The 17463-nt window shown below is 37.1% G+C and carries 17 protein-coding genes and 1 tRNA gene; 15 read left to right on the top strand and 3 right to left on the bottom strand.

Going from position 1 to position 17463, the window contains the following annotated elements; genetic code table 11:
* Positions 1-4 precede the first annotated feature (4 nt).
* Positions 5-2719, bottom strand: coding sequence for a type IX secretion system periplasmic lipoprotein PorW/SprE (gene porW / locus BFL47_RS06090; RefSeq protein WP_139125774.1), 2715 nt, complete (start codon positions 2717-2719; stop codon positions 5-7).
* 170 nt (positions 2720-2889) lie between these two features.
* Here porW and BFL47_RS06085 point away from each other — a divergent pair, with 170 nt between their 5' ends.
* From BFL47_RS06085 to atpG, 8 genes are all read left to right on the top strand, one after another.
* Entirely contained in the window at positions 2890-3138 is a 249-nt protein-coding gene (locus BFL47_RS06085; RefSeq protein ID WP_069658916.1) for an AtpZ/AtpI family protein, read from the top strand.
* The gene (locus tag BFL47_RS06080; RefSeq protein WP_069658915.1) at positions 3135-3509 is read left to right on the top strand and encodes a hypothetical protein; all 375 of its coding nucleotides are present in this window, start codon (positions 3135-3137) and stop codon (positions 3507-3509) included. Before BFL47_RS06085 ends, BFL47_RS06080 begins: the two co-directional genes overlap by 4 nt.
* A 20-nt stretch (positions 3510-3529) precedes the next feature.
* Positions 3530-4657 (top strand): F0F1 ATP synthase subunit A, encoded by a 1128-nt coding sequence (atpB, locus tag BFL47_RS06075; protein ID WP_069658914.1) that lies wholly within the window; start codon positions 3530-3532, stop codon positions 4655-4657.
* A gap of 37 nt (positions 4658-4694) precedes the next feature.
* Positions 4695-4910, top strand: a complete 216-nt coding sequence (gene atpE, locus BFL47_RS06070; protein WP_016197443.1) for an ATP synthase F0 subunit C — start codon at positions 4695-4697, stop codon at positions 4908-4910.
* Positions 4911-4998: 88 nt separating this feature from the next.
* A complete protein-coding gene (gene atpF / locus BFL47_RS06065) occupies positions 4999-5508 on the top strand; it encodes a F0F1 ATP synthase subunit B (protein WP_170827282.1) in 510 nt (169 codons plus the stop codon).
* A 28-nt stretch (positions 5509-5536) separates the two neighbouring features.
* Positions 5537-6085, top strand: coding sequence for an ATP synthase F1 subunit delta (atpH, locus tag BFL47_RS06060; protein WP_069658913.1), 549 nt, complete (start codon positions 5537-5539; stop codon positions 6083-6085).
* Positions 6086-6155: 70 nt separating this feature from the next.
* Complete coding sequence (atpA, locus tag BFL47_RS06055) at positions 6156-7730, top strand: F0F1 ATP synthase subunit alpha (protein WP_069658912.1); 1575 nt, start codon at positions 6156-6158, stop codon at positions 7728-7730.
* Positions 7731-7792: 62 nt separating this feature from the next.
* Entirely contained in the window at positions 7793-8683 is an 891-nt protein-coding gene (gene atpG / locus BFL47_RS06050) for an ATP synthase F1 subunit gamma (protein WP_069658911.1), read from the top strand.
* A gap of 68 nt (positions 8684-8751) precedes the next feature.
* Here atpG and BFL47_RS06045 read toward each other — a convergent pair whose 3' ends face one another.
* Complete coding sequence (locus BFL47_RS06045; protein WP_139125773.1) at positions 8752-9207, bottom strand: hypothetical protein; 456 nt, start codon at positions 9205-9207, stop codon at positions 8752-8754.
* 578 nt (positions 9208-9785) lie between these two features.
* Between BFL47_RS06045 and BFL47_RS06040 the strand changes: the two genes are divergently transcribed.
* Together BFL47_RS06040 and BFL47_RS06030 are read left to right on the top strand one after the other, a co-directional pair.
* A complete protein-coding gene (locus BFL47_RS06040; protein WP_069658909.1) occupies positions 9786-10778 on the top strand; it encodes an aldo/keto reductase in 993 nt (330 codons plus the stop codon).
* Between the two features lie 393 nt (positions 10779-11171).
* On the top strand, positions 11172-11831 hold the full coding sequence (locus tag BFL47_RS06030) for a hypothetical protein (protein ID WP_139125772.1): 660 nt from the start codon (positions 11172-11174) through the stop codon (positions 11829-11831).
* A 3-nt stretch (positions 11832-11834) separates the two neighbouring features.
* Here BFL47_RS06030 and gldB read toward each other — a convergent pair whose 3' ends face one another.
* Positions 11835-12866 carry a gliding motility lipoprotein GldB gene (gldB, locus tag BFL47_RS06025; protein WP_069658906.1) on the bottom strand — a complete coding sequence of 344 codons (1032 nt, stop codon included), beginning with the start codon at positions 12864-12866 and terminating at the stop codon, positions 11835-11837.
* A gap of 21 nt (positions 12867-12887) precedes the next feature.
* On the opposite strand from gldB, the gene BFL47_RS06020 reads away from it, so the two are divergent.
* From BFL47_RS06020 to BFL47_RS06000, 5 genes are all read left to right on the top strand, one after another.
* A complete protein-coding gene (locus BFL47_RS06020) occupies positions 12888-13508 on the top strand; it encodes a porin family protein (protein WP_069658905.1) in 621 nt (206 codons plus the stop codon).
* A gap of 32 nt (positions 13509-13540) precedes the next feature.
* Positions 13541-15184, top strand: a complete 1644-nt coding sequence (locus BFL47_RS06015) for an NAD+ synthase (RefSeq protein ID WP_069658904.1) — start codon at positions 13541-13543, stop codon at positions 15182-15184.
* A 30-nt stretch (positions 15185-15214) separates the two neighbouring features.
* Positions 15215-15724 (top strand): glutathione peroxidase, encoded by a 510-nt coding sequence (locus BFL47_RS06010; RefSeq protein ID WP_069658903.1) that lies wholly within the window; start codon positions 15215-15217, stop codon positions 15722-15724.
* Positions 15725-15818: 94 nt separating this feature from the next.
* Positions 15819-15893 (top strand) — tRNA-Val (locus BFL47_RS06005).
* 126 nt (positions 15894-16019) lie between these two features.
* Positions 16020-17393, top strand: coding sequence for a S41 family peptidase (locus BFL47_RS06000; RefSeq protein WP_069658902.1), 1374 nt, complete (start codon positions 16020-16022; stop codon positions 17391-17393).
* The last annotated feature ends 70 nt before the right edge of the window (positions 17394-17463 follow it).

Here is a 17463-nt window from a genome sequence, read left to right as displayed (position 1 = left end):
ATTTCTACTTACTTTTATTAAAGTATTCAATATACGATTGTATAATCGTACTTGTATTTAGTTTTTCAAGCCCTTCTTTGGTGATAATAAAGGTATTATATTTATCAGAAGGGATTTTCATTATGTCTTTTAATAGCGGAACAATATTATTTTCATAAGAATTAACACTAGTTCTTGATGTAAATGGACCTACAAATATCAGTTGATTTTCCTTATTCACCACTTTTAATTGATGTTTTATTGATAAAGATAGATATCGGGTTCTATTAAATTGCCCAATTCCGAATCTGGAAGGACTAAGATTAGTTCTTGAATTTAAGATATTAATAACAAAATAATATTCAGCTGTATCTGGTAAACTAAATTGAGCCTCAGCCAAGACTTGATTTGTAGGAACAACAGGATCTTCAGTTGATTTAGTTTCATCCTGAATCCCCTTATTCTCAATTGCTGGAATATTATTTTCCAACTTTAGTTGGTTCGAAGGAGGTAATAAATGCCTTTCAGATTCATTTGATTCGGTTAGAATTTCCGGTTCATAGATCCCACTCTTTGAATCATTTTCCAATAAAGCCGTATTTCTATTCATAAGCTCCTGCCTGTTTAGATTCACATATAGAAGTTGCTGTTTCGACAGAGGAGTAACCAGAGAATCTTCCGGATAGGTTGAAATAATGGATTGAAGTGACTCCTCAAATGCAGGAAGCTTTTGTAAATGGCCTGTAGCAAGGGCGTTCAGATAAGCCAATTGCGCTGAAAGAAATGTACGATTATGCCGATTTTTAAATTCATTTGTAAGTTGAATAACCTCCCTGTATTTTTTTTGAGTATACATTTCAAAAATAGCTATATAATCCAAATTAAGCGTTTTTTCCTTTTCAGCCGACTGCATATTAAATAATGGATTTTGTAAGCTTTTTGAAAAGTTTGATTCCGGGTATCTGCTTATAATCAGTTTTCTATAATTATTAGCCTTAACAGGGTTTTTATCCAGATTTAAAAGATATAAGCTATACATTGTAGAGCTGGCGTAACTGCTTGCCGGGTAAAGAACTGATAAATTTTCAAATGTTTTCTGTGCTTCTTCATTATCCTGGAGTTCGGTACGATAAAAATCACCAATTTCATACATTGCAGCTGCAATTCGTTCATTTGAAAGCTGCATTTTTTGATTATCCAGCGGTATCTCTTTCATATATTCGTTGAATAAGGATGTGTATGCAGGGCTGGTGCTTATTGTATCTGAGATAGAGGAAGTAAGCGCACTAGAGACAGCTTCTGTGATTTCGATACCTAAATTAGTACTGTTTCTCCAGTTATCACTACTTTTTCTATTACCCCACCGCTGCTTGAAGTTACCGCTCCCCTTGCTTAAAGCTGCCGTATTGTAGAAGTAAAATGTGTTATCTCTGGAACTTTCCACAGCTTGATCTGAATAAGCTAATAAATTATTTTGTGAAGAGTGAAAAGGTTCAACATGCAGTGTAAGATCCGATTGCTTTCTTATTAAGCTATCAATTTTTTCTTTAAGGTCTTGTTCGGAAAGCCTTGCAAATACCTGTAATTGCTTTTCAATATACATATTATTGAACCGATTTGCAAGAAAAGTGAGACTGGCTGCTTTGCGTTTTATTAGCGAATAATCCGGATATGTAGCAGGCAAAGTAGACAAAGTGGTGTCATAGTAAGCCTTTGACAACGTATACTGTCCGTTCTGGAAAGTTATTTCAGCTAACTTCAAATAAGAGAGTCCTTTTTGGTTTTTATTACCGGTATTGAGTTTTATCGACTTATTGTAGCTTTTAACCGCTTCATCAAGTTGGTTCCTTTCCTGATAGATGCTTCCTATTTTGTAATAAATCTGATCCTGAAAATCTATATTATTATCTCTTTTAAGCAATGATTTGAGGATAATAATTTTGTCTTGTTTGTTTCCAGTATGCTCATTATCAATTCGAATACGATTAAGATCTGCATTAAAAGCCATTTCAAAAGGCGCATTGCTTTTTACAACGAGCGTATAATTAGAATAAGCGTTTTCCGGCGTTTTGTTTTTTTCTTGAAGCTGAGCGAGAAGATAAGTCCATCGGATCTTCTGACTTCTTGTCGGCTTAGCTTTAAGAGCCTGATTGATCATTTCTTCCGCATCTGGAAAGCGATTTTGGAAAATTAAGAGCTGTGCTTTTATTGCATACAGATCAGCTAGTGCATCTTTATAGGCGTTTGGGTTTTTTAAAGCACTATCCAAGATTGCTTCCGCTTGAAACGGGTAATTAAGTTGAATCAATGCACGAGCTTTCCTTGATTTTGAAAGTTGAGACAAACGTGGATCATCCGGGTAGGAGGTATATATATAGGTATAGAATTCCGAAGCATCAAAGTAATTTGCTTTTTGGAAATTGGCTTCAGCTATTAAAAAGTAAGCATCACCTACATATTTACTTTCTGTTTTCTTTAAAATTATAGTATTTGCTTTCTGAATTACCGAATCGAGTGTCTTACTGTTAAATTCCGCCGTTTCATTTATTGGTTCTTTATACACCGGCAATAATTGAGTGTAATCATCGATAATACTTCTTTCTGTATTTTCTCGGCACTCATTTAGTAAATTTTCTGCGTTATAAATGATATTATACCGGGCAGTAAGATTCTGTATGGCAGGCATCTTTCTGGCCGAACCACAGCCTGCCATAAGAAGCAGACCCAGGAAAAAAGACAAATAATAATATGTAAGAAAACGCTTCACACCAACATTGATTCGTAAATAGCAATTTTACGACAATTAATTTGAAAGGTTAGGTTTAGGCAATTAACAAAAAATCTTATTCCCATTGTTATTGTTAGCGAAGAAGTATTTTGTATTTTTGACAATTATTATAAATGTGAAATATGTTAAAGCCTAAATCTCCAAAACAAATGGACGAGCAAGACGGGAAGAAGGGTCTTAATAGCTATGCTTATTATTCAGGATTGGGGTTTCAGATGATAGCTGTCATAGGTGTATTTACATTTATAGGGTATAAAATTGATGAAGCAAAATCTTCAGCCACACCTCTTTTTACAGCTTTTTTTAGCTTGGCAGGTGTGTTTGCCTCATTATATCTAGTTATTCGTTCAGTTAAAAAGAATAAAAGTTGAGTTTAAAAAAGTTCCTTACCCAATTCGGCATCCTTGTGCTCATCCTTGCAGTCGCAGCTTTGTTATTAGATTCCGCCAACTCTATTCTTGTTCCCAAATTCTGGATTATTTTTGGTTTTTTGGCTGGCCTTACATTACTTGCTTACATAACATCCAGTATAGCAATAAAAACAGGGGGAGAACTATCCGTTTATATTTTATTGGCTGCTATTTTTATAAAGTTAATTGTTAGTTTGTTTTTCGTTGTTTTTTACCTGAGAATATATAAGGTTAACAGTACTTTTTTTGCACTTGAATTTTTTTCTATATATTTTTTATTTACGGCCTTTGAAGTTAAATCATTGTTAGTTAACTTGCGCGCACCAAAATAAAAAGTAAAATCTCCAATTAGATGATCTCTACGCGTATTTTGAGTACAGGAAAAGTTAGACTTAGTATAGTTTACGCTTTTTTTTTCACTCTATTTAGTTTTAGTACCTCTTTATCAGCTCAAAATCACCCAAGTGATACGACTAGTTCCTCTGTTAATACCGATGCCCAGATTCCGGGTGTAGAAAACGTAGAGCACAAAACCGAAGAAGGTAAGTTCGATCCAACCGCCGTCATAATGGAACATATTGCCGATTCTCATTATTGGCATTTATGGGGAAATACTTCTATTCCACTTCCTGTTATACTTATTTCAGATAAAGGCGTTGATCTATTCTCTTCTTCTAAATTTAATCACGGCGAAGATGCTTATCAGGGTAATCATTACACTTATAAGCTCATTGAAGATCAGGTTTTTGCTGTAGATACGACAGGAGTTGTCGACAAAGAAGCATCTTCTCATGTATATGACTTTTCCATTACCAAAAATGTTGCGTCAACCTGGATCTCTATCATTATTTTACTATTGATATTTACATCCGTATCCTCAGCTTATAAAAAGCGCGTAGGTAAAGCTCCAAAGGGTTTTCAGTCCCTTATTGAGCCTATTATTATGTTTGTAAGGGATGATATCGCTATTCCTAATATTGGTTATAAGTATGCTAAATTCATGCCTTTGTTGCTGACCTTGTTTTTCTTTATCTGGATCAATAATTTATTAGGCTTGCTGCCAATTTTTCCAGGAGGAGCTAACGTTACCGGTAATATCTTTATGACCTTTCTTCTGTCATTCATTGTATTGATAGTTGTGAACACAAGTGGAAACAAGTACTACTGGAAACATATATTGTTACCAGATGTGCCATGGTGGTTATACCCTATTATGATCCCTGTTGAGATCATTGGTGTAGTGTCTAAGCCTTTTGCGTTAATGATTCGTTTATACGCGAATATATCTGCAGGTCACATTATTGTTTTGAGTCTGATATCCCTGATATTTATTTTTAAATCAATTGCAATAGCACCAGTATCGGTAGCATTTGTATTGTTTATGGATGTACTTGAACTTTTAGTAGGATTTTTACAGGCATTTATTTTTACAATGCTTACTGCCTTGTTTATCGGAACAGCGGTACAGGAGCATCATTAGTTAGAAACATTTTTATTTAATATTAATCAATACAATTATGGTAGGTTCAATCGCTGCACTAGGTGCAGGTTTAGCAGTAATCGGTGCTGGTATCGGTATCGGTCAAATTGGTGGTAAAGCAATGGAAGGTATTGCACGTCAGCCAGAGGCTGCTTCAAAAATTCAAACTGCTATGATCATCGCTGCAGCCCTTGTAGAAGGTGTTGCTTTGTTTGGTGTTGTAGTAGCATTATTGGGTAACAATCCTCAATAATTAAAAGGACTTCGGTCTAAGGGTCGGAGATTAACGATTGGTTAATTCCGGTCCTTTAATTTTGCAATAAAAAATTATTTGATAGAAAATGGGAGAATTATTTGAGGGTATACTTAATCACCACCTCGGGTTTGTAGTTTGGTCAGCTGTTGCTTTTTTGCTTTTACTGGTCATGCTTAAGAAATTAGCATGGACACCTATTTTAGGTGCTATTTCTGAACGTGAGCGTTTTATTGAAAGTGCACTTGCTTCTGCTGAAAATGCAAAGAACGAGATGGCGCGTCTTACCAATGAAAACGAAAGTTTATTGAAACAAGCGCGTGTAGAACGTGATCTGATTTTAAAAGAAGCTAAAGAACTTAAAGATAAAATTGTTGCAGAAGCCCGTACAAGTGCACAGGTTGAAGGAACAAAGATGATTGAAAAAGCTAAACACGAGATTGATGCTCAAAAGGTGACTGCTCTTAACGAAGTTAAAAATCAGGTTGCTGAACTTTCAATCCAAATAGCAGAGAAAATCCTGCGCAAACAGTTTGAAGATCAACAGAAACAGCAGGCGTTAGTATCTGACCTATTAAAAGACGTGAAATTAAACTAATTAACTTCACACACTCACAAAAAATAAGATGTCTGAAATTCAAGTAGCATCAAGGTACGCAAAATCATTACTTGACCTAGCCGAAGAACAAAATTCTTTGGAGATGATTAAGTCTGATATCGATTCTTTTCTAGCCATTCTGCGTTCAACGCCCGAATTAAAAGCTGTATTAAAAAATCCCATTATTAATCCGGATAAAAAATTCGCGATTATTAAGGCTGTGTTTGGTACATCTGTTCATGAGATCGTGCTGACGTTCTTTAAAATAGTGATAAGTAAAGGTCGATCTGAAATTCTTTTTGAAACCGCAAAAGAGTTTGTAAACGGTTATAACCGAATTAAAGGAATTATTAAAGCTAAGATTATTTCAGCAGCACCGCTTACGGAGGAAAATAAGGCTGAAATATTACGTGTAGTAAAAGAGGCAACTAATAATGAAGTAGTTTTGGAGTCACTAGTTGATGAAGATCTGATCGGCGGTTTTGTACTGAAGGTTGGCGACAAACAATTTGATACCAGTATTTCAAGTAGCCTGAATAAATTAAGAAAAGAGTTTTTGCAGAAGGTTGTTAGTTAAGTATCTATTACTTTGTAACATACCGAAATATATTTTAACAGATTAAGAAACAAAATATTAATATAAGACTATGGTAGAGGTAAGACCGGATGAAGTATCGGCTATATTGCGTCAGCAATTGTCGGGCTTTAAATCAGAGGCTGAACTTGAAGAAGTAGGTACCGTATTGCAGGTGGGCGATGGTATTGCCCGGGTTTATGGGCTCACCAAAGTTCAATCAGGCGAATTGGTTGAATTTGATAATGGACTACAAGGTGTAGTTTTGAACTTAGAGGAAGACAATGTAGGTGTTGTTTTACTTGGTTCTGCGGATAATGTGAAAGAAGGTGACACCATGAAGCGTACTAAAAAGATCGCTTCTATACAGGTGGGTGATGGTATGTTGGGCCGCGTAGTAAATACATTAGGTCTTCCTATTGATGGTAAAGGTCCAATAACAGGTACTACTTATGAAATGCCGATAGAGCGTAAAGCTCCTGGTGTAATTTATCGTCAACCAGTTACAGAACCTCTTCAAACGGGTATTAAGGCTATTGATGCCATGATTCCTATTGGTCGTGGTCAACGTGAACTTGTTATTGGTGATCGCCAGACTGGTAAAACTGCTGTATGTATTGATACGATTATCAATCAGAAAGAGTTTTATGATGAAGGCAAACCCGTATATTGTATCTATGTAGCTATCGGTCAAAAAAACTCAACAGTTGCAAATATTGTACGTGTTCTTGAAGAAAAAGGCGCAATGGCTTATTCCATTGTTGTAGCTGCATCTGCTGCTGATCCTGCTCCAATGCAGTTTTATGCTCCATTTTCAGGTGCTGCAATAGGTGAATTCTTCCGTGATACAGGTCGTCCTGCTTTGATCATCTATGACGATTTATCAAAACAGGCAGTTGCATACCGTGAAGTGTCTTTATTGTTACGCCGTCCACCAGGCCGCGAAGCCTATCCCGGTGATGTGTTTTATCTTCACAGTCGTTTATTAGAACGTGCTGCAAAGATTAACAGTTCTGATGCAATTGCCAGAAATATGAATGATTTGCCTGATTCAATCAAGCACCTTGTTAAAGGAGGAGGTTCATTAACTGCACTTCCTATCATTGAAACACAGGCAGGTGACGTTTCTGCATACATTCCGACCAATGTAATTTCAATCACTGATGGTCAGATCTTCCTTGAATCTAACTTGTTTAACGCAGGTGTAAGACCAGCTATTAATGTGGGTATTTCTGTATCCCGTGTAGGTGGTAATGCGCAGATCAAATCAATGAAGAAAGTTGCCGGAACATTAAAATTAGACCAGGCACAGTATCGTGAGTTAGAGGCATTCTCTAAGTTTGGTTCTGACCTTGATGCGGCTACTCAATCCGTATTAGATAAAGGTGCCAGAAACGTTGAAATACTAAAACAAGGTCAATTCTCTCCTGTAGCTGTTGAAAAACAAGTGGCAATTATATATGCCGGTTCTAAAGGTTTATTGCGACAGGTGCCTGTTAATAAAGTAAAACAATTCGAAGCAGAATATACTCAACAGCTAGAAGTCCGTCATCCGGAAGTGCTGAAAAGCTTAAAAGCTGGGAAATTTGATGATACAATTACCGGGGTTCTTGAAACGGTTGCAAAAGAACTTGCTGCGAACTACTAGTTCGTTTTCATAAGTTCAAAAGGTCAATTCATCTTTTGAACTTGTGATTTAAATTTTATAAGATGGCTAATTTAAAAGAAGTAAGAAACAGGATTGTTTCCATAAGTTCAACACAGCAGATCACTAAAGCCATGAAAATGGTATCTGCTGCTAAACTTAAAAGGGCTACAAATGCTATTGTTCAGTTACGTCCTTATGCAAATAAGCTGAAGGATATTCTGACCAACTTGTCTGCGAGCCTGGAGGATTCAACCTCTCCATTTATTCAGGAACGAGAACCGGTCCGGGTATTAGTTGTTGTCGTATCCTCTAATAGGGGATTAGCAGGTGCGTTTAATGCAAACGTGATTAAAGCTGCTAATAGTCTTATTGCTGGTAAATATGCCTCTCAAAACCAAAATCAAAATATAAGTATTTTGGCCATTGGTAAGAAAGGTAAAGACTTTTATGAAAGGCGCAAATACAAAACTATCGGGAATCACAATGAATTGTTTTCAGATCTATCATTTGAGAACGTTTCTACTGTTACTCAAACCATCATGGATGGTTTTGTAAATGGTGATTATGACAGGGTAGAAGTTATATACAACCAATTCAAAAATGCTGGAATGCAAATTCTGGTAACTGAACAGTTATTGCCATTACCTCGTCCTGTTGCTAAAGCTGGAGATGCGGCTGCAGAATCCAGGGTGGATTATATTCTGGAGCCTTCACAAGAGGAAATTGTCAATAGCCTGATACCTAAGTCTATCAAAACTCAATTATACAAAGCAGTTTTAGATTCTTGGGCGTCAGAACATGGTGCACGTATGACTGCAATGGATAAGGCTACAGAAAATGCAGGTGACCTCATCAAGGCACTTAAGCTTTCTTATAATCAAGCCCGTCAGGCGGCAATTACAACTGAACTTACGGAAATTGTAAGTGGTGCGGCTGCTCTTTCTAACGGTTAATTCTTCGTTTAATACAATATGCTGAAAGTCCTGACTGAAAAGTTCGGGACTTTTATATTTTACAGATTTTATTTCCTGATTTCAATGATCTGAACAGAAGCGCATTTGCTGCAAATTTCTGTTTCATTCAAAGTAAGCGTCTGAATTTCCATTATACTGCAACAGCCACTTTTTATTAGTCTTGAATTTATAGTGATTACGTCTTCAGGATAATTCTTGAACTTTAATGAAAGAGCTTCATTTCCTGATGACAAGATACTAATGTAGTTATTGTTGAGTTCAGTGCTATCAATTTTAATCACCATGTCTGAATGGTAAGCTGTACTAGTTATTGATAGGTTTGTCAGTTTGAAATCTGCTCCCTTATCCAGTAGGTTTTTATTTGTAAGTCTATCAACCAGTTTAATCTTAAGAGTTGCAACAGGGGCCTCACATCTCGCTACCTCGCAAAGGTTATCTTCAACCGTGCATCCACCCAAAATTAAAAAATGTATAAAAAAGATATGCAGCAGTAATTTATTCATTTCATTTATAATATAATAGCCCATTTAAAGAAGGGTTACTAATTCATTTCTCTGCCTTTACGGATTACATCCCCTAAATGCGACATTTTAGGCTTATTTAATAAATCTTTTGACTATTTCTTATAAACTCCCAGGCGTCCCATCATTCGATCCTGATCTCCATAAGGCCAAACGATGAAATGCTGAGAGCGCATTTATTTGTATCAGGCCGAACATTCCTGTCCATTTCTATAATCCCGATCCTATAATTTCGTTATGTGCCAAACCAAAAATAGGTTAGTCTTTCATTCCTATTGAGTCCGGCATCTGCGATATAGACGTTTCTATCCGCTCCTGATCCAATACCTTATTTCTAAGCTGCTTCCGATCTAAAACAAAATCCAGTTGAATGAATAATTGAATTAAATCTTTCTGTTGAACAAATGTAAACAGGCCATTATGGAGAGATGATTATGAAGCCCAATATTCCTAACTCTTTTCGAATAGGTAGGTTTTTGCTTGATTTAGCCAGTCTGGATCAGCTATATTTATAAAGTTTACAGCTAAACTTAATACGGTACTCTTTGTTCAAGAGAAATATGGAATATAGAAAATTAGGCGAATCGAATCTTGAAGTCTCCGTAATAACATTTGGTTCATGGGCCGCCGGAGGATGGATGTGGGGGGGAACTGAAAGGAATGAATCCGTCAAGGCAATTAAGGCCTCTTACGATGAAGGGGTTACTTCAATTGATACGGCACCAATATATGGTCAGGGTTTAAGTGAAGAAATAGTAGGTGAGGCAATAAAAGAAATCCCAAGGGATAAGGTCCAGATTCTTACTAAATATGGAATGAGATGGGATCTCAAACAGGGTGATTTTGCATTCAAGAGCAAAAATAATGATGGTCAGGATATTGACGTCTACAAATACAGCGGAAAAGAAAGTATTATCAAGGAATGTGAAAATAGTCTCAAACGATTAGGTACCGATTATATCGACCTATATCAAATTCATTGGCCTGATGTTACTACGCCAATTGAGGAAACTATGGAAGCTATCCAGGATCTTATTACCCAGGGAAAAGTTTTGCATGCTGGTGTTTGTAATTATAATGAAAATCAAATGATGGAGGCTGCGAAAACTATTAATCTGGTGTCCAATCAGGTTCCCTATAGTATGGTTAATCGCCGAATAGAACAAGTCGTTTTGCCCTATTCACTTGCCAATAAGAAATCAATTATTGCATATAGTCCGCTTGAAAGAGGATTGCTAACCGGAAAGATCAAACCCGGACATGTATTTGCAGAAGGCGATCATCGTGCCAGCAATCATTTTTTTACTGAGACCAATATTGTTAAAGTAAATGCATTTCTTCAGGAAATCACTCCATTGGCGGCCGATAAAGGCGTAAGTGTAGGGCAACTTGTTCTTCGTTGGACAATTGATAAACCGGGAATCACGATTGCGCTTGCAGGTGCCAGAAATGCCGAACAGGCGATTCAAAATGCTAAAGCAGTACAGGTGAAGATCTCACCAGATGAAATGAGCTTTATCAATTCTCAATTGGATCAATTATTAATCGATTGAAAGTTTTTGCCGGAATAAAAATACACCGCTTAATATTGTATGTTTGCAACACATAATATGAAGGCGGTTGAAAAGCCTGATTTTGTACCTATTAGATTTAAAAACGCTTACGCTAGAAATGGAAAACACGAATAATACGATCGAAACAAAGAATGACGGTATCAACGCAAATGATTCAAGTCATTACAAATTATTAACTATTGGGCTTATAATAACTTTATTGGGTGTCCTGTTGCGTTTTATAGGTCATTGGAGCTTTATTGACCTTATATCAAATGTTATACTTGTCGTTGGAGTGGGAATTTGCTTACGAGCAATATATAACGTACTTAGATAAAATAATTTATGGAATCTTCAAACGAATAGCATCATTAAATCGTTAATGTTATTACTATGAAGCAAGTCATGTTGTACTTGGGTATGCTTATCCCGCTATTCGCCATTTCGCAGACAGAGCAAAAAGTAAAATATATTGAAATAAAAAAGCTTGTCATCGACAAGCGTGGTTCATATAACTTCTCTTCGAGAGACTCAAGTGTATCTATTTTTATAGATACACTTATCATGCGTCCTGATTCTAAAATTAGCTTTTACAATAAAAAAGACGTCAGCATGGTCGTAAATTATGCTCAAATCGATAAAGGAGCCTTGTTCAATGGTAATGATGGGAAGAACAATGGCACTAATCTGAAATTAAGTATCAATTTTGCTGCCCTTAAAAATTTAACTATTAATGTGCCTGGTTTGGACGCAAAGACCTCAAATAGGAAATTTGATAACGGGGATGGAGGGAAAGTTACCATTAAATACTTATCCTCTGGTATTAAACCACAAACTGAAAATTCAAAAAAAACTGGCTTTTTAAATATTAAAAACACAGCAGGCGGCTACATAACCAATGCCCAGTCCGATCTTAGTGTGGTGTTTTCACAAATAAGATCCGGTAACCCTGGCCGACCATTAAGCCAGTTACCTAATGGCCGCGTTTATTCTGGTAACACAGGAGCTGAAGGTAAATTTTCGATGATATCTGTGAATAATTTAAAAGAATAAATCTTATTTAGGCTTGTAATGCGATTTGTTTAAGATGGACTGATAATCTTCATCCTTCATTAAAGCAGGAATACTGATTTTTGGATTCCTTTCCATGTATGATTTTACTATCTGCCAACCACTATACAACGCTAGCTTAGGGGCCGATTGATTGCCATCTCCGATACCCGGAGTAAAGGGAGCTTCAGTTAAAAATTTCTGAATTTTCATGTAATCACTTTCATAAAGCAGATTGTTTTCCAAAAAATAACCCCATATCCCAGACTCATACTTTTCTGCCCATTGCTGTTGTTCCGAAGTGTAGTTAATCAGGAGCGAATCAGGAGTATCAGGCATTATAGTCTGCATGAAATAAAAAACTTTTCCATTATAGATCATTCTCTCCAACAAGTTATGCTGCAATCTGGGCTCTGGAAATAAATCTTCCCTTACAAACGTTTCCATAACCCTTGGGGTGATATTCTCCGGTGTAAACCGTCTGGATATATACTGTGGAATACCAGGTCGCAACGCAGGGTAAAACTTAGATTGTGCACCCAAAAACATATCTAAACCAATGCCTATATAATTTTCTCCTATTGGCACCTGCACAGCAAACCCCGAAAAGAAAGAAATTAGTTGCGGAATCTTTTTCTGAGGATAAAAATATTTTACTCTTTTAAAAGCATTCGTCAAAGCCTCTTCCTCCTGATTCATGTCTTTAAACGTTCTGGAGACTTCTGTCTTCAGTTCATTAAAATCTTTATTTTGAAGTATAAGACGCATGTTAGCATAATACCCGGTATCAGAATTGGATCCTGCATTGACCATTCCCTCTATAAAATCGGAATAAAAGGGAGTGTATTTTTTTTCTAATGGTGGTATTTCAGATGTAAGATCGGAAGCTTTTAAAGCACTTAGCTCCTGATCGAATCGTTCAATTTTCAAATCCAGCTTAATCTGGCTGGTATCAATCCCCTGTTTATTCTGGCAATTACATAAGAATAATGCAATGAAAAAAAACAAGTAGATTTGACGCGTGTTTTTAAAATTCATAGTTAAATCAGATACGCAAATATGAAAAATCTTTTTCTTGTAATTATATGTTTTATTGCACCTTTTGTTGCCTCCGCTCAGCTATCAGGAAGTAATACGCAACTCGGCTTTACTGTCTCTCCGAATTTAGGTTGGTTATCTGGTGATGGATCAATAAATGACGGTACCCGTGCAGGAGTCTCTTATGGCTTACTTGCAGATTTAGCACTATCCTCCAACTACTACTTTTCATCCGGATTTACCATAACCTCTATTAATGGAAGGGCGATGGAAGAACAAACCTCTACCAACTACAAAATAAAATACATTGAAGTTCCTTTAACATTAAAGTTGAAAAGTCAGCCTACCTCTATAGGCCGATATTATGGCCAGTTTGGTTTAGGTACTGGATATAAAATTGGTGCAAAGGCTGATATTTCCGAAGGTGTAGGTACTACAAAAAGAACGGATGTGGATATCTCATCAAATATAAATTTCTTCCGCATAAGCATGATTGCAGGCGCAGGTGTGGAATGGAAAGTAAATGAAAGTTTAAATGTAATGACTGGTCTTACCTATAATAATGGATTTACATCGATGAACGATGAGGGTACTAAAATCAAAAATTCCTATCTGGCATTGACTCTGGGCATTTTCTTTTAACTAGATTTAAGCATTAAGTAAAATATTCATTCATGAAGATAGCCCTAGCTCAACTTAATTACCACATCGGGAATTTTGAATCCAATACCTCTAAAATAATACAGGCGATTAATAAAGCAAAAGCGGAAGGAGCAGACCTGGTTGTTTTTGCAGAGCTTGCAGTATGCGGCTATCCACCACGAGATTTTCTGGAGTTTACTGAGTTCATTGATCTTTGCGAAGAAGCCATCAATACAATAGCAGAGGTTTGCACCGATATTGTCTGTATAGTTGGTGTTCCTTCAAAAAACCCGGCCCACGAAGGTAAAGACCTTTTCAATTCGGCATATGTTATCCAGGATGGAAAAGTTGTACAACAGGTACACAAAGCGCTATTACCCAATTATGATGTCTTTGATGAATACCGATATTTTGAGCCAGGCCTGAGTAACTTCAATTGTATTGAGGTTAAAGGCACCCCGATTGCATTAACTATTTGCGAAGATCTCTGGAATATTAATGATAATCCGCTCTATCTGATGTCACCCATGGACGAGCTGATTAAACAAAAACCAGCTCTCATGCTGAATATAGCAGCATCTCCATTTTCTTATGTCCATGACGATAACCGGGTCAAGGTACTAAGTGATAATTGTAAAAAATATAACCTTCCGCTGTTATACATTAACCAGGTAGGGGCACAGACAGAAATAATTTTTGACGGTGGTTCCTTTGCCTTCGATAAGGAAGGAGTCCTGCTTGATCAAATGAACTACTTTAAAGAAGATTTTAGGATCTATGATTTCAATAATGGAAAAATAAACGGATTGGATCCCATAGCCTATAAGCCCTTGCCAGACATAGAACAAATTCATCATGGCCTGATATTGGGAATCAGGGATTATTTCTATAAATCGGGCTTCAGTAAAGCGGTATTAGGACTCTCCGGAGGCATAGATTCAGCAGTAGTATGTGCATTAGCAGCCGAAGCATTAGGTCCCGAAAATGTAATGGCCGTGTTGATGCCCTCTAAATACTCTACTGACCATTCTGTTAAAGATGCTATGGACCTGGTTAAGAATCTAGGTTGTAAACATCAGATCATTGCGATTAAAGATGCGGCTGATGCTTTTGAGGGAATGTTGGAAACTGCCTTTAAAGGTCTGCCTTTTAATACCACTGAAGAGAATATTCAGGCACGTTGTCGCGCCATCGTCGTGATGGCCTTTTCAAATAAATTTGGCTTTATCTTATTGAATACCTCAAATAAAAGTGAGTGCGCGGTTGGATACGGAACCCTTTATGGCGATATGGCAGGTGCGATATCGGTATTAGGTGATGTGTACAAAACCCAGGTGTTTACGCTTGCAAATTACATCAACAGGGAAAGAGAAATCATTCCTAATAATAGTATCATCAAACCACCGTCAGCAGAATTAAGACCCGGACAAAAGGACAGCGACTCCTTACCTGATTATGAGGTTCTGGATTCCTTACTCTATCAATATATAGAATTAAAGAAAAGCTCTAAAGCTATTATTGCACAAGGATTTGATCCCGAAATGGTCAAAAAAGTCTTAAAGATGGTCAACACCGCAGAGTTCAAAAGATATCAAACGGCTCCTATACTGAGAGTATCACCTAAAGCGTTTGGAATGGGAAGAAGAATGCCCTTGGTAGGGAAATATCTGTCATAATTTAAATATCAACATCTAAAAACAACATCTATGAAAATTTTAGCATTTCTCCTGGTCGCTTTATTTGCGACACCTCCCGCGTCTGTGTACGAATTCAAAATACAATCTATTGATGGCAATAAGATTGATTTAAGCGCTTACAAGGGTAAAAAAATCCTTATCGTGAACACTGCATCCAAATGCGGATTTACCAAGCAGTATGCAGGGCTTGAGCAGCTTTCCAAGCAGTATAAAGGCAAGCTAGTTGTTATTGGCTTCCCTGCCGATAATTTCAAACAAGAGTTGAGCTCCAATGAATTAATTAAAGAATTCTGTAAAGCTAATTATGGTGTTACTTTTCTATTAGGTGACAAGGTAAGCGTAAAAGGGGACGATCAGATTGCCTTGTTTAAATATTTGACTACTGCCGAAAATCCGGATTTTACAGGTGATATCAACTGGAACTTTGAGAAGTTTTTAATCGATGAGAACGGCAAATTGATCCATCGTTTCAGATCAAAAACCGAACCTTTGTCTCCTGAATTGACCAAATATCTGTAGATCAGGGAGGTAGGGTATTTTGCATTTTATTTTGTAATCTTACAATCTGCGCCTATATTTGCAATCCCAAACAGGAACACTGTTTAGGGATCAAGGAGGCTTAGCTCAGCTGGTTCAGAGCATCTGCCTTACAAGCAGAGGGTCACTGGTTCGAACCCAGTAGCCTCCACAAACCCTTTCTATTTCATAGAGAGGGTTTTCTTTTTTTAAAGACACGTTATTCTCTATAAAACTTAATCATATATTAACATTAGCCGCCTAATTTTGCATGCAATAATTACCTAAAGTAAGCATCATGTGGAATAGACTATGTACTTCAAAAAAGTTCTTCATTCCCTGGCTACTCTTCATCCTGATATTTTCGTTTACACAAAGCTCCTGCAAAAAAGACAATACTGAACCCGACTATCCCTCAGGCTCTAATCAATATATCAATAACTGGGTAATGGATAGCATGAAGGTCTATTATTATTGGAATAATGCACTTCCCTCTAAATCTAATCTTGATCAGGAGCCACTTGATTTTTTTTCATCCATTAAAAATACAGATGACCGGTTTTCCAGGCTAACGAACCCATCTTATCGAGAAAGCTATTACCCCTCCCTCGTTCATACTTTCGGCTTTGATCTGGTGGTGTATGAGGAAAGTTCAAGTACGATAAAAACAGCTTTGGTGCTGGTGGTACCAGGTACTCAGGCACAGGTCGTCGGGCTTCAACGGGGAAGCATCATAAAAAGCATCAATGGAACACAACCATTAGCTAGTAATATTGCAAATTTAGTTGAATCAGCAATCGCAAAACGTAGCATCACCCTTGACATTGAAGGAAAAAGTACTGTTACGCTCGGTGCTACTCTGATTTCTGAAAATCCGGTGTACCTCTACAAGGTATTTAAAAATGGGGGGAAGCCAACGGCCTATCTTTTTTATAATTCATTTGAAGGGCGGTCAAAATTTGATTTGCAAGACGCTTTCGCATTCTTTAAGAACGCAAACGCTACTGAACTGATCATAGACCTTCGATATAACCCCGGAGGGGACATTGGCATGAGTGCTGCACTCGCCGCAGTACTTTCAAATGTAAACCAAGATGACATTTTCGTTGAGTATAAAGGCAATAAGAATGCCGGAACACGCAGGGAAGCTTTTGAAAAAACGATATCAAAAATTTCCCCAGGATATTCATTCAGCTTCCAGGAACTGGAAGCGATGCGGTTGCCCATAAGCAGGGTTTTTATCCTTACAGGAACCCACACGGCCTCAGCAGCAGAATTTTTGATAAAAAGTTTAAGGCCATATGTCACTGTTGTTCAGGTTGGCAATACTACACTTGGAAAGGATATGGCTTCTTTCACAATTAGCGATGGTAACACCGGGAAAAATAATAATTGGAGTATCGAACCGATGATTTTCAAACTGTACAATAGTAAAAGTGAAGGGGATTATCCTTCCGGTTTAGTCCCTGATATTCCTGCAAATGAGTTCAGCGAAACTCTTGTCCCCTTTGGCGACCTAAGCGATCCGCTCATAAAAAGTGCCCTTTCAAGAATAAATGGCACTGCAGAAGCTAAGTCATTTACAAATCAGGTGCCCACCCGAATACTTTATGATTCAAGGGAGGCTATAGATAAAAATTCAGGTCAGGTAAACATCAACAGACTACCGTAGCAATGCTAAAAGTTAACATATATATAACTTTTAGATAAAATAGGTTGGGTCCATAATAAATAACTTTGAA

The sequence above is a fragment of the Arcticibacter eurypsychrophilus genome (assembly GCF_001730525.1).
Lineage (GTDB): Bacteria > Bacteroidota > Bacteroidia > Sphingobacteriales > Sphingobacteriaceae > Arcticibacter > Arcticibacter eurypsychrophilus.
This window is presented reverse-complemented; position numbering and strand designations above follow the sequence as displayed.